We start from the raw sequence: 17097 nt of genomic DNA, 5'->3' as shown, positions 1-17097 counted from the left end.
TTTCTATTCCATTACTTTATGTTCAAACCGGTCTATATCATTGTCGGTGCCAATCACGATCAGTACGTCATTGACATTGATCATTTCGCCTGCGTGAGGAGAAACAATGATATCCTCTCCTCTTTTGATGGCCACAATATTCAAACCGTATTTTTTCCGGATATCCAGATCCATAATGGTGTGGCCGCCAATTTTACCGTTTGCGACGATTTCTACGATACTATGTTCATCCGATAACTCAAGATAATCAACAACATTACTGGAGGTCATATTATGGGCGATTCTCCGCCCCATATCCCGTTCAGGATGAACAACATGGTCTGCGCCGATTTTTCTTAAAACCTTTTCGTGATAATCATTCTGCGCCTTTGCGGTTACGCGGCTTACTCCTAATTCTTTTAGAATTAAAGTGGTTAAAATACTTGATTGAATATCATCGCCAATGGCGACAATGACATGGTCAAAATTACGAATCCCTAAACTTTTTAAGACTGTTTCATCGGTTGAGTCGCCGACCACCGCATGTGATGCAATCATCGAAAATTCATTGACCCGTTCCTCGTTTACGTCAATTGCCAATACTTCCATTCCCTCATCTGTTAAGGTCCGGCAGATACTGCCGCCAAATCGGCCAAGACCAATGACAGCAAAACTTTTCTTCACAAACAATTCCCCCAGGAAATTCAATTAGATAACTGGTATTATTTTAACATCCATCATAATTTTTATATAGAGCGAGATTTCAGCGATTTAATCACGGTTTCTCTGCTGCTTTCTTTTTTTATAAATAACTATGCCCGCTGCTGCAAATATGATAAATAGTATTATTATCGGCATATTGCCAAATATAAAAACGACCAACCCTGAAAAGAAGGATAACAACATATTGGTACTCTTCATAAACTGTTTTTTCGTTTTTTCCCAAGTATTTAGTTTTTCCTTTTCAATATCAGGAACAACAATTTTATTCTCATAGAGAGTAATATTTACAGTTGAGAAAGATGTTTGATTTTCGAGATATTTCATTTTCCCTTCGATTGTTTCAATTTCCTCTTGAACAGCCGCTAAATCTGCAGAGATTTTTAAAAGGTCTTCTGTCTTAACTGCCCCATTCATAAAGGAAAGAAGACGTTCCTCCACGACCCGTTTGGATTTTAGCCTTGACTCAAGGTCGACATATTCCTCGGTTACATCCTGCCCGTTAATATTCCGCTGGAGCACTTCAACTGCTTGCCCCTCTGCATCGTGCAAAAAGTCCTGGAAATGTTTTTGCGGGATTCTTATCTTCATATGTCCGCTGATTTGTTCTTTTCCGGCTCTTGCGACATTGGACTCAGCGATATAGCCACCATATTGGGCTGCTTTTTCTTCAAAAGTCCGGACAGTCCGATCAAATTTCTTTACACGGAGTTCTAAGTCTGCCTGATAGATGACCATTTTACTTTGAACCTCTATGCTTACCGTTTCAGCAGCCTTATTTGCGGTTGATTTGTCACTAGTAGATAAAGAGGGTTTCTCAGCACTGCCCGTACCTGCAGAATCCATTTGTGCTATGTTTTCCACATTCATTTTCGCACTTTCACTTTTGCTATTGTTCGAGCTGCAGCCTGTCAGTATAACCATCAATGTCATAATAAAAATGATGAAAAGTTGTATTACCTTTTTCATATCTTAAGACACCCCTTTTTTTATAAAATAGTCCATTTTATACACTGACGATTTTATAAGGGGATGGTTACATCTTTTCCTTCTGATAAGTAATAAAATACGGTGCGTGATTAAAACAGATTCACAAGATTTATTCTGTTTTCTCTAATTCACTCAACACCCGGTTAATGCGTTTTTCGAGCATTTTTATGCCGCTGCCTCCGGCTTGGAAATGGCGGAGCCTGCCTTCTTTGTCAAACACATAATAGGCAGGAACATATTTATTTTCAAAGGCAGCTGTCAATTTATGTTCGCTGTCGACAAAAGTCGGCTGGGTGATGCCATGTTCAGCCGCAGCCTGTTTGATATCTTTAATATTTAAATCATTCTCTGACCTTGGCATATGAATTGAGACAACATTCAATTTGTCCTTGTATTGGTCGCGAAATTGATTAATCTGCGGCATAGCTTCTTTACAAAGGTGACAGCTGATGGACCAAAAATGAAATAGGGTCGGCTTTTCACCAACTAACTCATCCTTGGTTACCTGACCATTTAGCCACTCAGCCGCCCCCACTAACTCGGGCATTTCCTCCCTTAGCCTCATCTCTTTTCCCTCCTATGAAATAGACCTAACACGAAGGTTAGGTCTCGCTAAGCATGCTTTATGATTGATTACCTTTTAAGGCAATATATTTTGTGATTATCCTTACCGCAACATCGATTGCCTCTTCACTTGGTGTTAATTTGGCATGATGCAGTCCGTAGGGGGAATCGACACCGAGCCAAAACATAAATCCAGGAATTTCTTTCAGCATGTAGCCAAAATCTTCCCCTGTCATAGCTTCTTTACATTCTACGAATTGAACCGCATCATCTTCTTTTATAAAATTTATAAATTCCCTGGTCAATTCCTCGTTATTATACACCTGATGGTACATAGATCCGTAGTCAATTACTGCCTCACATTCAAAACCGGTTTCAATTCCTTTTACAATCGCTTCAATCCGATGCTTGACCTTTTTCATCGATTCCGGTGACAATGTTCGGATTGTCCCCTCTAGCCTTGCTTTCTCGGCAATAATGTTTTGAACAGTTCCTCCGGTGATTTTTCCAATCGTGATCACAGCACTATCTAATGGGTTAACATTTCGAGAAACAATGGTTTGCAGCTGATTAACAAGCTGGCAAGCAGCAATAACCATATCATTGGTTTGATGCGGATAGGCTGCATGACCTCCCTTTCCCTTCAAATCAATAAACAGTTCAGAGGTATTTGCAAACAATAATCCTTCTTTCACAGCGATGGTTCCAACTGGATACTCGGGTGCAATATGAAGCGCAAGAATCATATCTGGCATCCATTCCCGCATTTCCTCTGTCCTTAACATCGGTTCGGCACCGCCTGGACCTTCCTCAGCAGGCTGAAAAATAAATAATAAATCGTCATCAATTGGGTTCTCTATAAAAAAGGTCAGCACTCCAAGTGCAATGCTCATATGGAAATCATGCCCACAGGCGTGCATTTGCTCGCTGTGCTGTGAAGAAAATGGAAGATCCGTTTCCTCAGGAATGGGAAGACCATCAATGTCGGTCCGATAACCAATTGTTTTTTTCGGGTTCAACCCTGAAACCTTGACAAATAGGCCGGTTTTCCATTTTTTTATGGCAACCCGCTCTTGGGGTAATGAATATATGTAAGCTAATAAATAGGCCTGAGTTTTAAATTCTTGAAACCCAAGTTCAGGAATTTGATGAAGATCACGGCGAATTTTAACAAATGGATTCATGGTTACCACTCCAATCTATACAGAAAGCGTGGAACAATTCCACGCTTTTTTGTCTTAATTATAATTGACGAAGTGCGTCTAAAATCTCTGTTTTGGATTTTGTTTGCTCGTCAATATCTTTAATTTTTCTTGCTGGCGTTCCTGCAACCACTGTATTTGGCGGAACGTCTTGGGTAACGATTGCTCCGGCAGCGACAACCGAGCCTTTTCCAACTGTTACTCCTTCAAGAACTACGGCGTTGGCGCCAATTAAAACATCATCTTCAATTATAACCGGTTTTGCTGATGGCGGCTCAACCACTCCAGCCAATACCGCACCTGCACCAATATGACACTTCTTACCAACTGTAGCCCTGCCGCCAAGAACTGCGTTCATGTCAATCATCGTTCCTTCACCAATTACAGCCCCGATATTGATGACGGCCCCCATCATGATAATCGCATTATCGCCAATCTCTACTTGGTCACGAATAAAAGCACCTGGTTCAATCCGGGCATTAATATGCTTCATATCCAATAAAGGAATGGCTGAATTACGGCGATCGTTTTCAACAACAAAATCTTCAATTTTTGCCTGATTTGCCTCAAGAACAGCGCTGATTTCAGACCATTCACCGAAGACAACCCCGGTATTACCATTAATGAATGCTTTTGCATTTGCTCCAAAGTCAATGCCTTCAAGCTCGCCTTTTACATAAACCTTTACTGGTGTTGATTTTTTGCTATTTTGGATAAAGGATATAATTTCATGTGCATCCATCATTTTCATTTTGTAAATCCCCCTATACTTGTACTAAAAAATACTTTAGCAAACAAAAGCGCTGAAAACAAGAAAAACATATGCTTTATTTAAGATTCTGAAACATATTCTTTAATCAACTCTACAAATGCTTGTACTTGTTTTAATTGAAAAGCCGACTCATATCCAAGAAGCCACGTATCACGGCTTAAAGGTTCATTTTTTTCATTTACAAGGGGAATTTTGCAAATATCTCTTTCTGCCTTCGTTAAGGTAATTCCAGGCAGAATCGCATAGCCAATTCCATTAAAGGCCATTTGTTTACAGGTTTCAATTTGGTCAACGACAACGGTCCTTTTCGGCGTGGTTTTAAAGTTCCGCATCCACCAATCCTGTATCTCTTGGTAATAATTAGAGTCACTCTTAAATTGGATAAACGGGCGGTCTGTATCAAGGACTTGATCTGGATTGGTGATTTCTCTATCCACCAAATACAGCGGATCATGAAACAGGTGTACCTTAACCCCTTTCCAATCAGGTGTACCGCGAATAATGCCAACATGGACCTGGTCATCATACAAACAGTTTAAAATCTCACTGCTCCAGCCTGTCACTAATGAAAGCTTCACTTGGGGATATTTATCGATAAATTTCTTCAGAACTTGCGGCAGCCAGTTTTGCCCGACAATGGAGGCTACAGCAATTTTTAAAGTACCCGATACGCCCTCCTGCAGGGAGTAAATTGTTTCCCGCACCTTTTCCTCTTTTTTCAGGACCTCGTTTACAAAAGCTATCACATGTTCTCCGGCAGGGGTCAGCGCTAATCCTTTTTGTGAGCGAATAAAAAGCTTAGTCCCCCAATCCTTCTCGATGGTTTGCAGACGCTGTGAGAGGGCCGGCTGGGAAACAAACAGCCGTTCCGAGGCTTTCCGCATATTCATCTCCTGTGCCAAAACAGACAGTAATTGAAATTCCGACAATGATGACACTGTTTTTTCCCCTCCTCTTTTATCTGCAAAAAATAGCCCCCAAAAAGGGGGCCCTGCTTTTCGTAAGTTATCTATTACCGCGCTTGATAAATGAATTTAATTGATTTAATACCGTACTTCTTGGCAAAATCCCCTCAAAAAACCCATCTTCTGTCTCAACACAAAGAAATGGGTGGGTAACGAGCAAATCTAAACATTTATTAAATGGGGTGGATATTGTGACTCTTGGCATAGATTTTTTCATAACTTCTTCTACCCGTCTTTGTTCAAGCTTTTCAAATTCAATTCTTTCAAGACCTAAAATGGAATCCATTATAATGGGTGTACTAATTAAACCATGAAGCTTGTAGGATGGATCCAAAACAGGAATAGCCGTGTAGCCGCTTTTCGTTAACACCAATAAGGCATGTTCCACACTATTTCCGATTTGTACATGTGCGACCCGCTCAGACGGGATAATCAAGTCTTTTATCATTAATTCTAGAAATTCCCCGCTGGGAAGATTAATCATCACCGAAAACTCCTCATGTTTGTTTTTCTACAGACCTATTCTATCATAGTTTTCGGACCTCATGCTAAAAATTGATTGCCTTGATAAAAAAAAGGAACCATACAGGCTCCTATTGAATCAAGTCAAAAATCTCGATTGTAATCATATCAATATTATCGAATTGATATCGTTTTGGCTTTTCCTTCTCAAAATAAACCTCTAACTCAAATGTTTCTGTTTTTGGATGGAAAGTGACTTGACATTTCCTCTCTCCATTAACCTCAAAATAACGCTGCGCCGGCTCTCCGCTAGCAGATTGTTCCTGAAGGTTTTTTAATCTTGTTAATATACCTTGAAGCTGTGACATGTGCTTATCTCCTTTCAAACACAAACAAGAATTCTATAAATTAGGTTTTGCATTTGACATGTTTCTATCCTAATGAATTATTTTCATCAATAAAAAAATCATCTTTTAAACATGCCAATATTAAAAGAATAAAATAACGACCTCTATTTGTCCAAATAAAAATGAAAAAATTGGCTAAAAAATTTTCAAAACGTAAAAAGAAGGCCCTCATTGACTGAGACCTTCTCAAAAAAATCTGATGGCTATAAAAAGTATGATAAATAAAGTCAATGCAAAGAAGATGCCATAGGATAAAAAAATAGGATTTTTGACATATACATTTTTTTGAATTCCTTTGTCTAACTGGGTATCAAATTCACCCTCCACAGCTTTTTGCTGCCTGCCAAGGGCAAGTGTATAAATGAGGGAAACAGCCAAAATACCAACAATAAGAATGGCAACCGTCATTTCAAAAAGAGTCATTGAGCATTTCTCCTTTAAAGATAAACTATATCTTTAAATTGCCACTCCGTGACACATTCTATTCTTACAGCAATTGATCGTGTTCAAACAAATATTGGTATGAAATATCGATAAATAAATATTCACTGCCAGTGATTGGAAACGAAAAGGTTCGAATTGGCTCGCCGGTTTCAATATCACTATATAGGTCCGACAATATGCCTTTTCTTTCATTCCGCATTTTGATGATATTCTCTAGAAAATACGGTCTCCAGCTCCAGTTTTTATTGATATATTCGGTCTGGATGCTCCAGCCTCCGTCTTTCTTAAAAAGATTAGCCGACTTTTGAAAGCCGTCTTCATCACAAATATATAACCGAAAGACGATGTGATCCATTTCTTTTCCCAGGACATGCAGGAGCTCTTCAAAACCGGACTTCCGGTTTTTCGTTACAATTTCCTGAACCTTTGCTTGAAAATATTCAGCAGTTGTATAAACAGCTTCCAATTTTCTTTTTTCATATACAATAAAGTCATGGAACTTTTCCTTTAATCGGGGTTTTAAGAACTCCCGGCTGATAAATTCCGCAGCTGGAGGGTGCAAATAATAACCCTGATAATAACGGCCGCCATTTTTCCAAGCAAACTGCAGCTGGTAGCTCATCTCAATATTTTCAAACAAGAGCGTTGCTCCAATTTTTCTAGCAAGGACCGACACGGAAAATAAAACATCATTGAAATTGGTACCAATTGAGGTTGATTTTAAAGCTTCTAAATTAATTTTTAAAATGTCCGGTTCAAGCTCTCCGATTCGTTCGAAAAAACGGTTTTCACTGCCAAGATTTGCAATGGCAATTTTTATTCCATAGGTCCGATAATATTGCAAAAGGTTATCAAATTGGTCTAAATCTCCTGAGTAGTTGTGATCAGAAATTTCAAGAACAATTCGACTTAACCTAAAACCCTTGCTTTCGAATTCTAAAAGCTCCTGAAGAAATGGTTCTCCATGTCCATACATAAGCAGTTCAGCATTCCGGTTCAAGAATATGCTGACATCTTCATCCAGCTCCTCTGCCTTTTCCAGCGCTTTTCGAACTAAAAGCAAATCAACTTCGAATTTATATTCTTCAGGAATTTGTTCATCACAAAAAAACGGACCTAAGCTTATAACATTTTCTGCTGATTTATATCTTCCTAATACTTCATAGGCGATTACACGCTGTTCATCGGCACTAAAAATCGGCTGGAAATAAGGAAAAACATCATTTAGATTTGAGAGTATTTCCAGTGCATCCATCCAAAGTACCTCCAAAAAATTGTTAATTTCATTATACCATACGCATAGGAATTACCGTCTGTTCTTTGCCAAAAGGATACCATTATAACTCTAAAGAAACAATCAAACAATATTCTTAGCTCTTCAAAAGAGGAGGTAAGGATGTGAAAAAGCTAAGTCTGTTCGCTTTAATCCTTCCATTGCTTGGGTGCGGCCATGCTGATGAAAATAACGAAGTGAGTTCTAAGCAAAACAATATTAAGCAAGAGCCTCCGATCATTGAGGATGAAAAACCCAAGAACGTTGCTTCTACAAAAGAAGATAATCGCTCCTATAATTTAAATGACCTAAACAGTCAGATCATAAATATTAGCCAAGAAGAGGAAACAGCAAAGCCCTTTGTAAAGAAGGATTCCACTTTATTGGACGTTATCATAATCAGGCAAACCCCTGAGCTTAGAAACGGATGTGAAGTGACTAGCCTTGCGATGATGCTAAGCTACGCCGGGGTTCAAACAAACAAAATGGAGTTGTACCGGCTGATAAGAAAAGATCCCGACCCGCTCATCAAATCACCAAAAGGTGATTTCTTGCATTGGGGGAATCCCGATCACGGATTTGTTGGTGATATGACCGGCAAACAACCGGGGTATGCTGCTTTTGAGCAGCCAATGATTGATTTAATAAATCAAAAGTTGCCGGGTAGAGCCGTTAATTTGACCAAGCAGCCATTTGAAAAAATATTGGAACATGTTTCAAGTGGGTTTCCTGTCGTGATCTGGACAACAGGTGATTACCGGCTACCAGATCGGTGGGAAGCATGGAATCATGGAAAAGAATCTATAAAAACACCGCTTGATTTACACGTCGTCTTGCTCGTCGGCTATGACGAGGGTCATGTATATCTGAATGATCCACTTTCAGGAAAAAAACAAGTCAAAGTAAACAAAAATCAATTTATCGCTTCATGGAATGCCCTAGAAAATCGTGCCGTCAGCTACAAATAAACGACAAAGAGCAGCCACCCAGGCTGCTCATGCTGTTGAAAAACTTTCGATAGCCTTTTATTTTTCCTTTTTTAATGATACACCGATTGTTTCAATATTATTAATGTTTAACCTTTTCAACAAGTCTGTTGATTGGCACTCCTGGCACTTCGCTTTCCGCGGGCGTGCCGCGGAGCCTCCTCGTCGCTTCGCTCCTGCGGGGTCTCCCCTGCCCCGTACTCCCGCAGGAGTCTTCGTGCCTTCCGCGCCAATCAACAGGTGTTTTACAATAAAGACCTTCAAATACAATAAAAATAAAATAAGTGGTGAATTCAATGTTTTAGCCAAAATTGAATTGCCAAAGTGAATGTGAATTTGTTTCAATTGAATGAATTGTTCCCCATGAATTCTTACTGCAGCCAGCCAAAATATTAAAAAGATTGTAACACACTAGCAAGGCTGGGAATTGTGTGTTGCTATACTTTAGTTGATTTGCCTCCCTGTTGATTGGAGCGGAGGGCACTCGACTCCTGCGGGATATAGAGGTCACTGGAGACCCCGCAGGCGCCCTAGCGCCGAGGAGGCTCCAGGACCTCCCCGCGGAAAGCGAGTGCCCGGAGTGGAAATCAGCAGGCCTAGTTGCAGAGACAGCATATAGATTTAGACAAAACAAAAAGCAGTCGTCTGAAGTGACCCCTAAAAGTTAGACACGGTTATTTCATTAGGCTGCTTTTTATTGGTATCTTTTTTGATTTTTCAGAATAAACACTAACATGAGCCTTTATTCTTGCAATAAGCTTTATTTTTTCTGAAAATACATAAGGGACTCTAATAAAAAAAATAGGCTGGTAATATAAATGTTTCAAAATTTAACTCGGAGGACGTTTATTAAAAGAACATTTGGTTCCCTGCTAACTGTCCTCGGAATGGGGGCAGGGGGATATTATTATGCAAATCGAATTGAACCATCTCTTCTTGAAATTAAACAATTGGAAATCATCCATGAACGAATTCCCAGCAGCTTTAATGGAGTAAAAATAGTCCAATTCAGCGACACCCATCTTGGTTTTCAATATACCTTGGATAAGTTTACAGGTTTAGTTGATACCATCAATGACCTCCAGCCAGACATTATTGTTTTTACGGGCGATTTAATGGACGAGCCAAATAAATATTTGGAAACGAATCTGCTCGCGCCAATTCTAAAGAAATTGCATGCGCCATTAGGAAAGTATTGTATATACGGGAACCATGATCATGGCGGTTATGGCTCAGAAATATATCGGGAAATTATGAACACAGCGGGTTTTACTATCCTGTTAAATTCGGCAGTTTCAGTTACCTTAGCGGATAACAGTTTTATCAGCCTGCTTGGGATTGATGACCGCATGTTAGGCAGACCTGATATAACGACAGCGATAAAAAATGTGCCAAATAACTGTTTTAAAATATTATTATCACACGCGCCAGATATGGCCGATACGGCAAGTTCATACCCCATCGACTGGCAGCTGAGCGGACACAGTCACGGCGGTCAGGTTAAACTTCCGTTTATCGGCGCTCTTGTTATACCGCCTTTTGCAAAGATTTATCAGGAAGGCCATTACATTGTCCGCGGCGGCCATGAGCTAAATCTTTACGTAAATAGGGGAATCGGAACGACACGCCTGCCTTTCCGATTTATGGCCAAGCCAGAGCTTACAGTGTTTACTTTAAAAAGTTAAAAAACGCTCTTCCAGCAAGGCTGGCGGGATCGGCTCTGAATAATAAAAGCCTTGAATTTTGTGGCAGCCTGCCTGAATCAAAAATTCAGCCTGTTCTTTCCTCTCAACGCCCTCGGCAATCACTTCAAGGCCCAGGCTTCTGCCCAGGTGGATAATGGTCGATGTGATTGCCGCATCCTTATCATCGTCTAATATCTCCTTGATGAACGATTGGTCGATTTTCAGACAATCAATCGGGAACCTTTTCAAATAGTTTAACGATGAATACTCTGTTCCAAAATCATCAACTGAAATTAAAAGCCCCAAGTCTTTTAGCTTTCTTAGCAGGGGGATTGTTTCCTTCATGTCCCGCATAATGCCTTCAGTAATTTCAATTTCTAATGACGTAGGCTGAATTGAATATTTATTAATCATCGATTGAATAAAAGAAACCAAATTAGGCTGTTGAAATTGTTTCGGTGAAATATTTATGGCAATCCGTATACCCATGATCCCTTTATCATTCCAGCTTTTAATCTGTTTACAGGCATTTTCTATTACCCAATTCCCTATGGAAACAATAAGGCCTGTATCTTCAGCGATTGGAATAAAAACCCCTGGGGAAATCCAGCCGAATTCTGTATTCTTCCAGCGCAGAAGCGCCTCAAAAGATGCAGCTTTCCCGGTCCGGACATCTATTTGGGGCTGATAATACAATGTAAGCTCGCCCCTGTCTATCGCTCTTCTTAGATGAGTTTCCAGAGTTACAATATTGGTAAATAACGAATTCATATCTGATCGATAAAATTGGTAATGGGCCCGGCCTCTCTCCTTAACGCGAAAAAGCGCCTCATCTGCATTCTTAATTAACATTTCTGCATCCTTCCCATCATTCGGGTACATGCTGATTCCAATGCTTGGAGAGATAAAATACTCATGGGAATTAAAATAAAAGGATCGAGAAAAGGAAGTAAGCAGCTTTCCTACAAAAAAATTAGCCCCGGAGCGATTTGTGTTAAGCAATAGAATAGTAAACTCATCCCCGCCAACCCGGTAAATAAAACAGCATTCATTCTGGAATTGTAATAACCGGTTGGAAACCTGCTTTAAAATTTCATCACCAGCCAAATGTCCAAGCGTATCGTTCAAATATTTAAATCTGTCCAAGTCAATTGAGATTAAGGCGAACTCTTCTGCCAGATGATGGTCAGCCGGGATACGTTCATTTAAATGTTCTAGCAGGGCCCGACGGTTATATAATCCTGTCAATTGATCATGAAATGCCATGAATTTTATCATTTCCATGTTTTTTGCCTGCTCTGACAAATCCCTTAAAATTATGTAGACCCCGTTTATTTCCCCGTATACGACAATTGGTACTGTTTTTATATGTACAATGAGCCGTTTCCCTTTATTGTTCAAAATTTTACAATCCAGTGACTCAAGAGAAAAACCGGAACACGTCTCTTCGATAAGACCTTTAAACCTTTCCAAATCATGGTCATCAATTAAATCATAAATCGACCGATTTGACAGATGCCTTTCCAATGACCCCGTCAAAACAGCAGCAGCCGGGTTTGCTTCGATTATTTTTCCTTCCGGGCTAATGATAATAATTGCATCCAAGTTATGGTCAACTATAGACCGATAACGCTGCTCACTTTCGGCGATTCTTTTTCTCTCAAGGGACCATTCGGTAATATCCCTTGTAACTGCAACAATATAACAGATGGCGTTATCCTCATCATAAATTGGAGTTAAGATGGATTCCCCGTAAACCTCCTTCCCGTTATCTCCATAAAATACATCTTCAAAAGTAATGATTTCCCTTTTTTTCAATAGCTTCTCATACATTCGCTGAAGCGATTTGGCAAAAGCCTCTGGCAGAACATCCTGAAAAGACCTCCCTATCGCCTCCACATTTAAGTTTGCCTTTCTCATTCCCGCCTCATTGATAAACAGGTATCGAAAGCTTGGGCCTTCTTCCACTTTGACGACAAATACCATATCCTGTATATATTGAAAAATAATATCGAAGATGATTTCCTGTATTTTAGGCCCGGCTTTCCCGGATTCAATTTCACTTATAAAAAACTGATTGAATTGGGTCATTTCATCATCCTCACGAACAAAATAAAATTTTTTCCTTATCCATATTTCTAAATTTATTTTACAACGAAATAATTTGATTGGAAGTAATTTATAGAAAATAATGACTATTCTACGAAAGTTTTTCCTCTTTTACTTATTGTATTTCTATTTTCCTTAAAAAAACGGTATAATATTATTGTCTAAAAAAGAAAGGAGATATGATTTTGAATCCCGACCAGAAATCCCCCCATAAAAAAGTAAACCTAACCATCGAAAACCTCTCACAAGCTGTCTTTATCGTGAATCGGCATGCAAAGACAGCGCCAAATCCCAAGTTTTTGTATAAACTAAAACAAGAATCATTAAAGAAATTGATTGAAGAAGGAAAAGCAAAGAAAGTCGGTCTTCACTTTTCCGAACATCCCAGAAATAGTCAGCAGCAATCCGATGTTTTAGTAGAATGCGGAAATTACCTATTTCACATTCCGCCTACTAAGAGTGACTTTATGGATCTTCCTCATTTAGGAAAATTGGACGGACATATCCGAAATCCAAAGGCAGTACTATCCCTTAATGCAGCAAAAGCCCTGCTGCAGGCCTATACAGGCATAACCGAGTTAGATCCTCCGCCAGGCAGCCCGAGAAAAAGGCCACGGACCTATCAAAAACCGATCTTTAAAAAATTGGGTGAAAGATATTCATAGTGGTTTAAAAGCCGGACTTATCCGGCCTTTTTCATTTGTTCTAAATAGTAGAAACATCTCTTGTAAGTATTCTATAATTAAGCAAAAGATTTTATCTCGGGAAGGACGGACAATTTTGGAGCATTTACTTAATGAACGTGTAAAAAACATTGAAATTTCAGGGATTCGAAGGTTTTCCAATATGGTTTCCCATGTTGAGGACGTGATTTCCTTAACAATCGGGCAGCCTGATTTTCCTACCCCGGAGCATGTAAAAAAGGCGGGTATCGAAGCAATTACTGATAATTTTACCTCTTATACACATAATGCCGGCACAATAGAATTAAGAAAGGCTGCATGTGAATTTGTAAAGAAGAAGTATCATTTGGACTATCAGCCGGAATCGGAAGTAATCGTCACAATGGGAGCTAGTGAAGCAATTGATATTGCTTTAAGGACCATCTTAACGGAAGGCACCGAGGTTATTTTACCCGGACCGATATACCCTGGTTACGAACCAGTGATTCGAATGATGGGGGCACAGCCGGTCTATTGCGATATTCGCGAAAATCAGTTTCGCTTCACGCTGGATATGATAAAACCATACATAACAGAAAAGACTCGCTGCATCGTCCTCCCTTATCCATCAAATCCTACCGGAGTAAGTTTAAACGAAGGAGAGCTACGAGAAATAGCGGATTATTTAAGCGATAAAGATATTTTCGTTCTTGCCGACGAAATATACAGCGAGCTTTCCTATAACCAGACGCACTATTCCATCGCAAGCTTTCTTAAAGAACAAACAATCGTCATTAACGGATTATCCAAGTCCCATTCAATGACGGGCTGGCGAATCGGCTTTTTGTTTGCTCCCGAAAGTATTGCCAAGCATATCTTAAAGGTTCATCAATATAATGTATCCTGTGCAAATTCCATTGCTCAAAAAGCAGCATATGAGGCGCTTACAGCAGGGATTGATGATGCCCTTTCCATGAAAAAGGAATATGAAAAGCGTCGTGATTATGTCTATCAGCGCCTTGAGACAATGGGTTTTGAAGTGGTCAAGCCAGACGGGGCCTTTTACTTCTTTATAAAAATTCCAAGCTCGATTGCTTTGAATAGCTTTGATTTTGCGGTTAAACTTGTGAATGACGCAAAGGTAGCAGTAGTACCCGGCAGTGCTTTTTCTGAATACGGAGAAGGATATTTCCGTTTATCCTTTGCCTGCTCAATGGGCACGCTTGAAGAAGGACTAAATCGAATCGAACAGTTCCTAAAAAAGTAAAAGAGGCCAATCAGCCTCTTTTACTTTTTTAGGGATTCAACCCTTATATTTTCCGTTATTTTTCGCAGCTTTTACCTTTTTTGCCTTATCATGATGAATTTTATTCGTATCGGCAGAGCCCATTTCGTGGGCAAATTCTTCATTTAATACTGCAGAATCAAAACCTTTTTTGTTTTTTTGCTGCGGGTCGTTTTTCTTTGTTCGCTTTGCCATAAACATTCCTCCTATTTTAGTTTCTAGAATAGTTTCATGTAGGCAGGAGGTATTTATGCCTGGCAGTTTGTGGCCGGTCCGCTACTTTTTCCAGTACTTATATAAAGCTTGAGTACCGCTGTTTTCTTCACCCAGCGAAGCCAGTTTATCATACATGGATTTTGCCAAAGCCAATCCTGGCACTTCCATATCCATACGTTCAGCCTCATCCAAGGCTATTTTCATATCCTTAATAAAATGCTTTATGTAAAATCCAGGCTCAAAGTCCCCTTTTAACATTCTCGGCGCCAGATTGCTCAATGACCAGCTTCCAGCAGCACCTGCTGTGATACTTTTTAAAACAGTTTCAGGATCAAGTCCTGCCTTTTCTGCATAAATAATGGCTTCACAGACACCTACCATATTAGAAGCAATCGCAATTTGGTTGCACATCTTGGTATGCTGTCCTGCTCCTGCCTGTCCTTGGTAAACAATATTGGTTCCCAACAATTTTAATAGCGGGTAAACGGCTTCAAAGGCATCGTAGTCTCCGCCAATCATAATGGAGAGCTTTGCATCCCTAGCACCGATATCACCGCCGGAAACAGGAGCATCAATCGCATGGATATCTCTTTTTTTAGCCTCATTGTATATTTTTTCAGCCAGAGAAGGTGAAGAAGTCGTCATATCAATATAATAGCTGCCCGGCATTCCATTTGGAATTAATCCGTTTTCACCCAAATAGACCTCCTCAACATCGTTTGGGTACCCTACCATCGTAATGACCACGTTTGCCTTTTCAGCAACGGCCCTCGGGGTTTCCGCCCATAAAGCTCCTTTTTCAATTAACCCTGCAGCTTTGTCTTTTGTTCTCGAATAAACCATTACAGGGAATCCGGCAGCGAGCAAATGACCTGCCATACTTTTACCCATCACACCGATTCCAATAAAACCGATTACTGTATTATCTGGTGTTAACAAAAAAATCTCTCCTCTCGTCTATTTGCTTTTATTTTAGCATTTTCCGCCAATATTATCGTAATAAAAAAGACCGAAATTTTTTATTCCGGTCTTAAAGTTCAGACGAAAAATTTGTTAAAAATGCTCTGCCAAAGACCTTTTTGTTATTAAACACTTCGATAGAGACAGCGTTATTCTGTTCAATCATATTTTGAAGCTCTTGGATATGCAAATCCTTTTGCAGCGGAATCGGGTCCATAAAAATATATTTTTCCTTTTTCCCTTTAACGTCTATATATTCTCCGTTAAGGACCTGCTCCTCACCATAGACAATTTCCCGCCTGCCGATGGCAGCTGCCAAGCGGTCATCGTGGATGGTTACTTTCACCTTATATAATTGGTGTCCCTCCAAAATTTCATTGTTTATTCGAAAGCGAAATTGGATTTCGTTATTTTTGGTTAATAGAGCATCCGCATAACGGTTTGCAATTAATTCATTAGAAGTCAGTATTCCACATCCGCTTAATAAAACAGACCCGAAAATGATATAGAGGCCTAAAATAATCTTAATGTTTTTATTCATTTTGACCACTCCTTTATATCTTCCACCATCGCCAAAACTTTTTGGTGTTAAACATAAAGGATAGAAATAAAAATAGAGGCAGTAAACTGCCCCTACCACACTTAGGTATTAGAATGTATGAGCTAAATCTTTTGCGCGCGCAATTGCTTTTTCTTTGATTTCCTGAGCCTTATCAGGCATGGCATTATGACCTTCCACAAACAGTCCTTCGAAGGAAGGTACACCGAAGAAACTCATCATGACGCTAATATAACGGTGCCCCATTTCCATTTCTGCAGCAGGACCGGAAGAATAAAAACCGCCTCTAGCTTGGATATGCAATGCTTTTTTATCAGTTAATAGACCAATTGGACCTTGTTCCGTATATTTGAATGTTTTTCCTGCAACTGCAACGGAATCAAGATATGCCTTCATTACCGGTGGAAAAGAGAAATTCCATAAAGGAGTAACAAAAACATATTTATCCGCAGCAATAAATTGTTCGCTTAGCTCATTCAAACGGCCAACTTTTGCTTTTTCGTCCGCTGATAACTCATCAAAGGATTGTCCGGAACGAAGCTTACCCCATCCGCTGAACACATCCACATCAATCTGAGGGATCTGTTCAGAATACAAATCCAAATGAATTACTTCATCATTAGGATTAACTTGTTTGTACGTATCTATAAATTCTTTTCCTACTGCCATACTGTATGATTGTGTCTCATCATGAGGGTGTGCTGTGATGTATAAAACCTGTGCCATATTAGTCACCTTTCTTGTTGAATTATATGTTTAGTGTGAATCAAAATCATTTTATTTAACCAAAAAATATATCTTGGATTGAAATGATTTTAATTCAAGAAAACTTTAAAATAAAAACCTATATGTATCAA

Annotated in this window: 20 protein-coding genes; 4 read left to right on the top strand and 16 right to left on the bottom strand. The window is 39.5% G+C overall.

Features of this window, described 5'->3' with window-relative positions; genetic code table 11:
- Positions 1 to 3: 3 nt before the first annotated feature.
- The 10 genes from V5M37_RS08585 to V5M37_RS08540 all read right to left on the bottom strand — a co-directional run bounded on the left by V5M37_RS08585 (position 4) and on the right by V5M37_RS08540 (position 7760).
- A complete protein-coding gene (locus V5M37_RS08585; protein ID WP_213140898.1) occupies positions 4 to 663 on the bottom strand; it encodes a potassium channel family protein in 660 nt (219 codons plus the stop codon).
- A gap of 87 nt (positions 664 to 750) precedes the next feature.
- Entirely contained in the window at positions 751 to 1668 is a 918-nt protein-coding gene (locus V5M37_RS08580; RefSeq protein WP_423801592.1) for a DUF4349 domain-containing protein, read from the bottom strand.
- Between the two features lie 130 nt (positions 1669 to 1798).
- Entirely contained in the window at positions 1799 to 2254 is a 456-nt protein-coding gene (locus tag V5M37_RS08575) for a TlpA family protein disulfide reductase (protein ID WP_423801591.1), read from the bottom strand.
- A gap of 58 nt (positions 2255 to 2312) precedes the next feature.
- Positions 2313 to 3437, bottom strand: coding sequence for an N-acetyldiaminopimelate deacetylase (locus tag V5M37_RS08570; RefSeq protein WP_423801590.1), 1125 nt, complete (start codon positions 3435 to 3437; stop codon positions 2313 to 2315).
- Between the two features lie 58 nt (positions 3438 to 3495).
- Positions 3496 to 4206, bottom strand: coding sequence for a 2,3,4,5-tetrahydropyridine-2,6-dicarboxylate N-acetyltransferase (gene dapD, locus V5M37_RS08565; protein WP_423801589.1), 711 nt, complete (start codon positions 4204 to 4206; stop codon positions 3496 to 3498).
- A gap of 80 nt (positions 4207 to 4286) precedes the next feature.
- On the bottom strand, positions 4287 to 5165 hold the full coding sequence (locus V5M37_RS08560; protein ID WP_423801588.1) for a LysR family transcriptional regulator: 879 nt from the start codon (positions 5163 to 5165) through the stop codon (positions 4287 to 4289).
- A gap of 67 nt (positions 5166 to 5232) precedes the next feature.
- Positions 5233 to 5676, bottom strand: a complete 444-nt coding sequence (cbpB, locus tag V5M37_RS08555) for a cyclic-di-AMP-binding protein CbpB (protein WP_423801587.1) — start codon at positions 5674 to 5676, stop codon at positions 5233 to 5235.
- Positions 5677 to 5785: 109 nt separating this feature from the next.
- Positions 5786 to 6022 carry a YkuJ family protein gene (locus V5M37_RS08550; protein WP_213116496.1) on the bottom strand — a complete coding sequence of 79 codons (237 nt, stop codon included), beginning with the start codon at positions 6020 to 6022 and terminating at the stop codon, positions 5786 to 5788.
- A 225-nt stretch (positions 6023 to 6247) separates the two neighbouring features.
- Entirely contained in the window at positions 6248 to 6484 is a 237-nt protein-coding gene (locus tag V5M37_RS08545; protein ID WP_213116497.1) for a type II secretion system protein, read from the bottom strand.
- Between the two features lie 64 nt (positions 6485 to 6548).
- Complete coding sequence (locus tag V5M37_RS08540; protein ID WP_423801586.1) at positions 6549 to 7760, bottom strand: EAL-associated domain-containing protein; 1212 nt, start codon at positions 7758 to 7760, stop codon at positions 6549 to 6551.
- Between the two features lie 143 nt (positions 7761 to 7903).
- Between V5M37_RS08540 and V5M37_RS08535 the strand changes: the two genes are divergently transcribed.
- Positions 7904 to 8746: a C39 family peptidase gene (locus V5M37_RS08535; protein ID WP_423801585.1), complete on the top strand. Its 843-nt coding sequence runs from the start codon at positions 7904 to 7906 to the stop codon at positions 8744 to 8746.
- 57 nt (positions 8747 to 8803) lie between these two features.
- On the opposite strand, the gene V5M37_RS08530 is transcribed toward V5M37_RS08535, so the two are convergent.
- Entirely contained in the window at positions 8804 to 9109 is a 306-nt protein-coding gene (locus V5M37_RS08530) for a hypothetical protein (protein ID WP_423801584.1), read from the bottom strand.
- 473 nt (positions 9110 to 9582) lie between these two features.
- Here V5M37_RS08530 and V5M37_RS08525 point away from each other — a divergent pair, with 473 nt between their 5' ends.
- Positions 9583 to 10449 (top strand): metallophosphoesterase, encoded by an 867-nt coding sequence (locus tag V5M37_RS08525; RefSeq protein ID WP_423801583.1) that lies wholly within the window; start codon positions 9583 to 9585, stop codon positions 10447 to 10449.
- Here V5M37_RS08525 and V5M37_RS08520 read toward each other — a convergent pair.
- A complete protein-coding gene (locus V5M37_RS08520; protein ID WP_423801582.1) occupies positions 10438 to 12540 on the bottom strand; it encodes a sensor domain-containing protein in 2103 nt (700 codons plus the stop codon). The genes V5M37_RS08525 and V5M37_RS08520 overlap by 12 nt on opposite strands.
- A 203-nt stretch (positions 12541 to 12743) precedes the next feature.
- Between V5M37_RS08520 and V5M37_RS08515 the strand changes: the two genes are divergently transcribed.
- Positions 12744 to 13223 (top strand): YkyB family protein, encoded by a 480-nt coding sequence (locus tag V5M37_RS08515; RefSeq protein WP_423801581.1) that lies wholly within the window; start codon positions 12744 to 12746, stop codon positions 13221 to 13223.
- 115 nt (positions 13224 to 13338) lie between these two features.
- Positions 13339 to 14487: an aminotransferase A gene (locus V5M37_RS08510; protein ID WP_423801580.1), complete on the top strand. Its 1149-nt coding sequence runs from the start codon at positions 13339 to 13341 to the stop codon at positions 14485 to 14487.
- Between the two features lie 36 nt (positions 14488 to 14523).
- Here V5M37_RS08510 and V5M37_RS08505 read toward each other — a convergent pair whose 3' ends face one another.
- From V5M37_RS08505 to V5M37_RS08490, 4 genes are all read right to left on the bottom strand, one after another.
- Positions 14524 to 14700 carry a hypothetical protein gene (locus V5M37_RS08505; RefSeq protein WP_213116503.1) on the bottom strand — a complete coding sequence of 59 codons (177 nt, stop codon included), beginning with the start codon at positions 14698 to 14700 and terminating at the stop codon, positions 14524 to 14526.
- Positions 14701 to 14781: 81 nt separating this feature from the next.
- Complete coding sequence (locus V5M37_RS08500) at positions 14782 to 15660, bottom strand: NAD(P)-dependent oxidoreductase (protein WP_423801579.1); 879 nt, start codon at positions 15658 to 15660, stop codon at positions 14782 to 14784.
- 91 nt (positions 15661 to 15751) lie between these two features.
- Positions 15752 to 16222, bottom strand: coding sequence for a hypothetical protein (locus V5M37_RS08495; protein WP_423801578.1), 471 nt, complete (start codon positions 16220 to 16222; stop codon positions 15752 to 15754).
- A 108-nt stretch (positions 16223 to 16330) separates the two neighbouring features.
- Positions 16331 to 16966 carry an FMN-dependent NADH-azoreductase gene (locus tag V5M37_RS08490; RefSeq protein WP_423801577.1) on the bottom strand — a complete coding sequence of 212 codons (636 nt, stop codon included), beginning with the start codon at positions 16964 to 16966 and terminating at the stop codon, positions 16331 to 16333.
- Positions 16967 to 17097 lie beyond the last annotated feature (131 nt).

Source organism: Neobacillus sp. SAB-20_R2A, assembly GCF_049568635.1.
Classification (GTDB): domain Bacteria; phylum Bacillota; class Bacilli; order Bacillales; family Cytobacillaceae; genus Neobacillus; species Neobacillus citreus.
The sequence above is the reverse complement of the archived record's forward strand: the minus strand, read 5'-3'. Positions and strand labels throughout refer to the sequence as shown.

What these genes read in the sequence shown, in the direction of transcription:
- V5M37_RS08580 (WP_423801592.1), bottom strand. Translation starts at nt 1,668, where the DNA reads ATGAAAAAGGTAATACAACTTTTCATCATTTTTATTATGACATTGATG.
- V5M37_RS08575 (WP_423801591.1), bottom strand. Translation starts at nt 2,254, where the DNA reads ATGAGGCTAAGGGAGGAAATGCCCGAGTTAGTGGGGGCGGCTGAGTGG.
- V5M37_RS08570 (WP_423801590.1), bottom strand. Translation starts at nt 3,437, where the DNA reads ATGAATCCATTTGTTAAAATTCGCCGTGATCTTCATCAAATTCCTGAA.
- dapD (WP_423801589.1), bottom strand. Translation starts at nt 4,206, where the DNA reads ATGAAAATGATGGATGCACATGAAATTATATCCTTTATCCAAAATAGC.
- cbpB (WP_423801587.1), bottom strand. Translation starts at nt 5,676, where the DNA reads ATGATTAATCTTCCCAGCGGGGAATTTCTAGAATTAATGATAAAAGAC.
- V5M37_RS08550 (WP_213116496.1), bottom strand. Translation starts at nt 6,022, where the DNA reads ATGTCACAGCTTCAAGGTATATTAACAAGATTAAAAAACCTTCAGGAA.
- V5M37_RS08545 (WP_213116497.1), bottom strand. Translation starts at nt 6,484, where the DNA reads ATGACTCTTTTTGAAATGACGGTTGCCATTCTTATTGTTGGTATTTTG.
- V5M37_RS08540 (WP_423801586.1), bottom strand. Translation starts at nt 7,760, where the DNA reads ATGGATGCACTGGAAATACTCTCAAATCTAAATGATGTTTTTCCTTAT.
- V5M37_RS08525 (WP_423801583.1), top strand. Translation starts at nt 9,583, where the DNA reads ATGTTTCAAAATTTAACTCGGAGGACGTTTATTAAAAGAACATTTGGT.
- V5M37_RS08520 (WP_423801582.1), bottom strand. Translation starts at nt 12,540, where the DNA reads ATGACCCAATTCAATCAGTTTTTTATAAGTGAAATTGAATCCGGGAAA.
- V5M37_RS08505 (WP_213116503.1), bottom strand. Translation starts at nt 14,700, where the DNA reads ATGGCAAAGCGAACAAAGAAAAACGACCCGCAGCAAAAAAACAAAAAA.
- V5M37_RS08495 (WP_423801578.1), bottom strand. Translation starts at nt 16,222, where the DNA reads ATGAATAAAAACATTAAGATTATTTTAGGCCTCTATATCATTTTCGGG.
- V5M37_RS08490 (WP_423801577.1), bottom strand. Translation starts at nt 16,966, where the DNA reads ATGGCACAGGTTTTATACATCACAGCACACCCTCATGATGAGACACAA.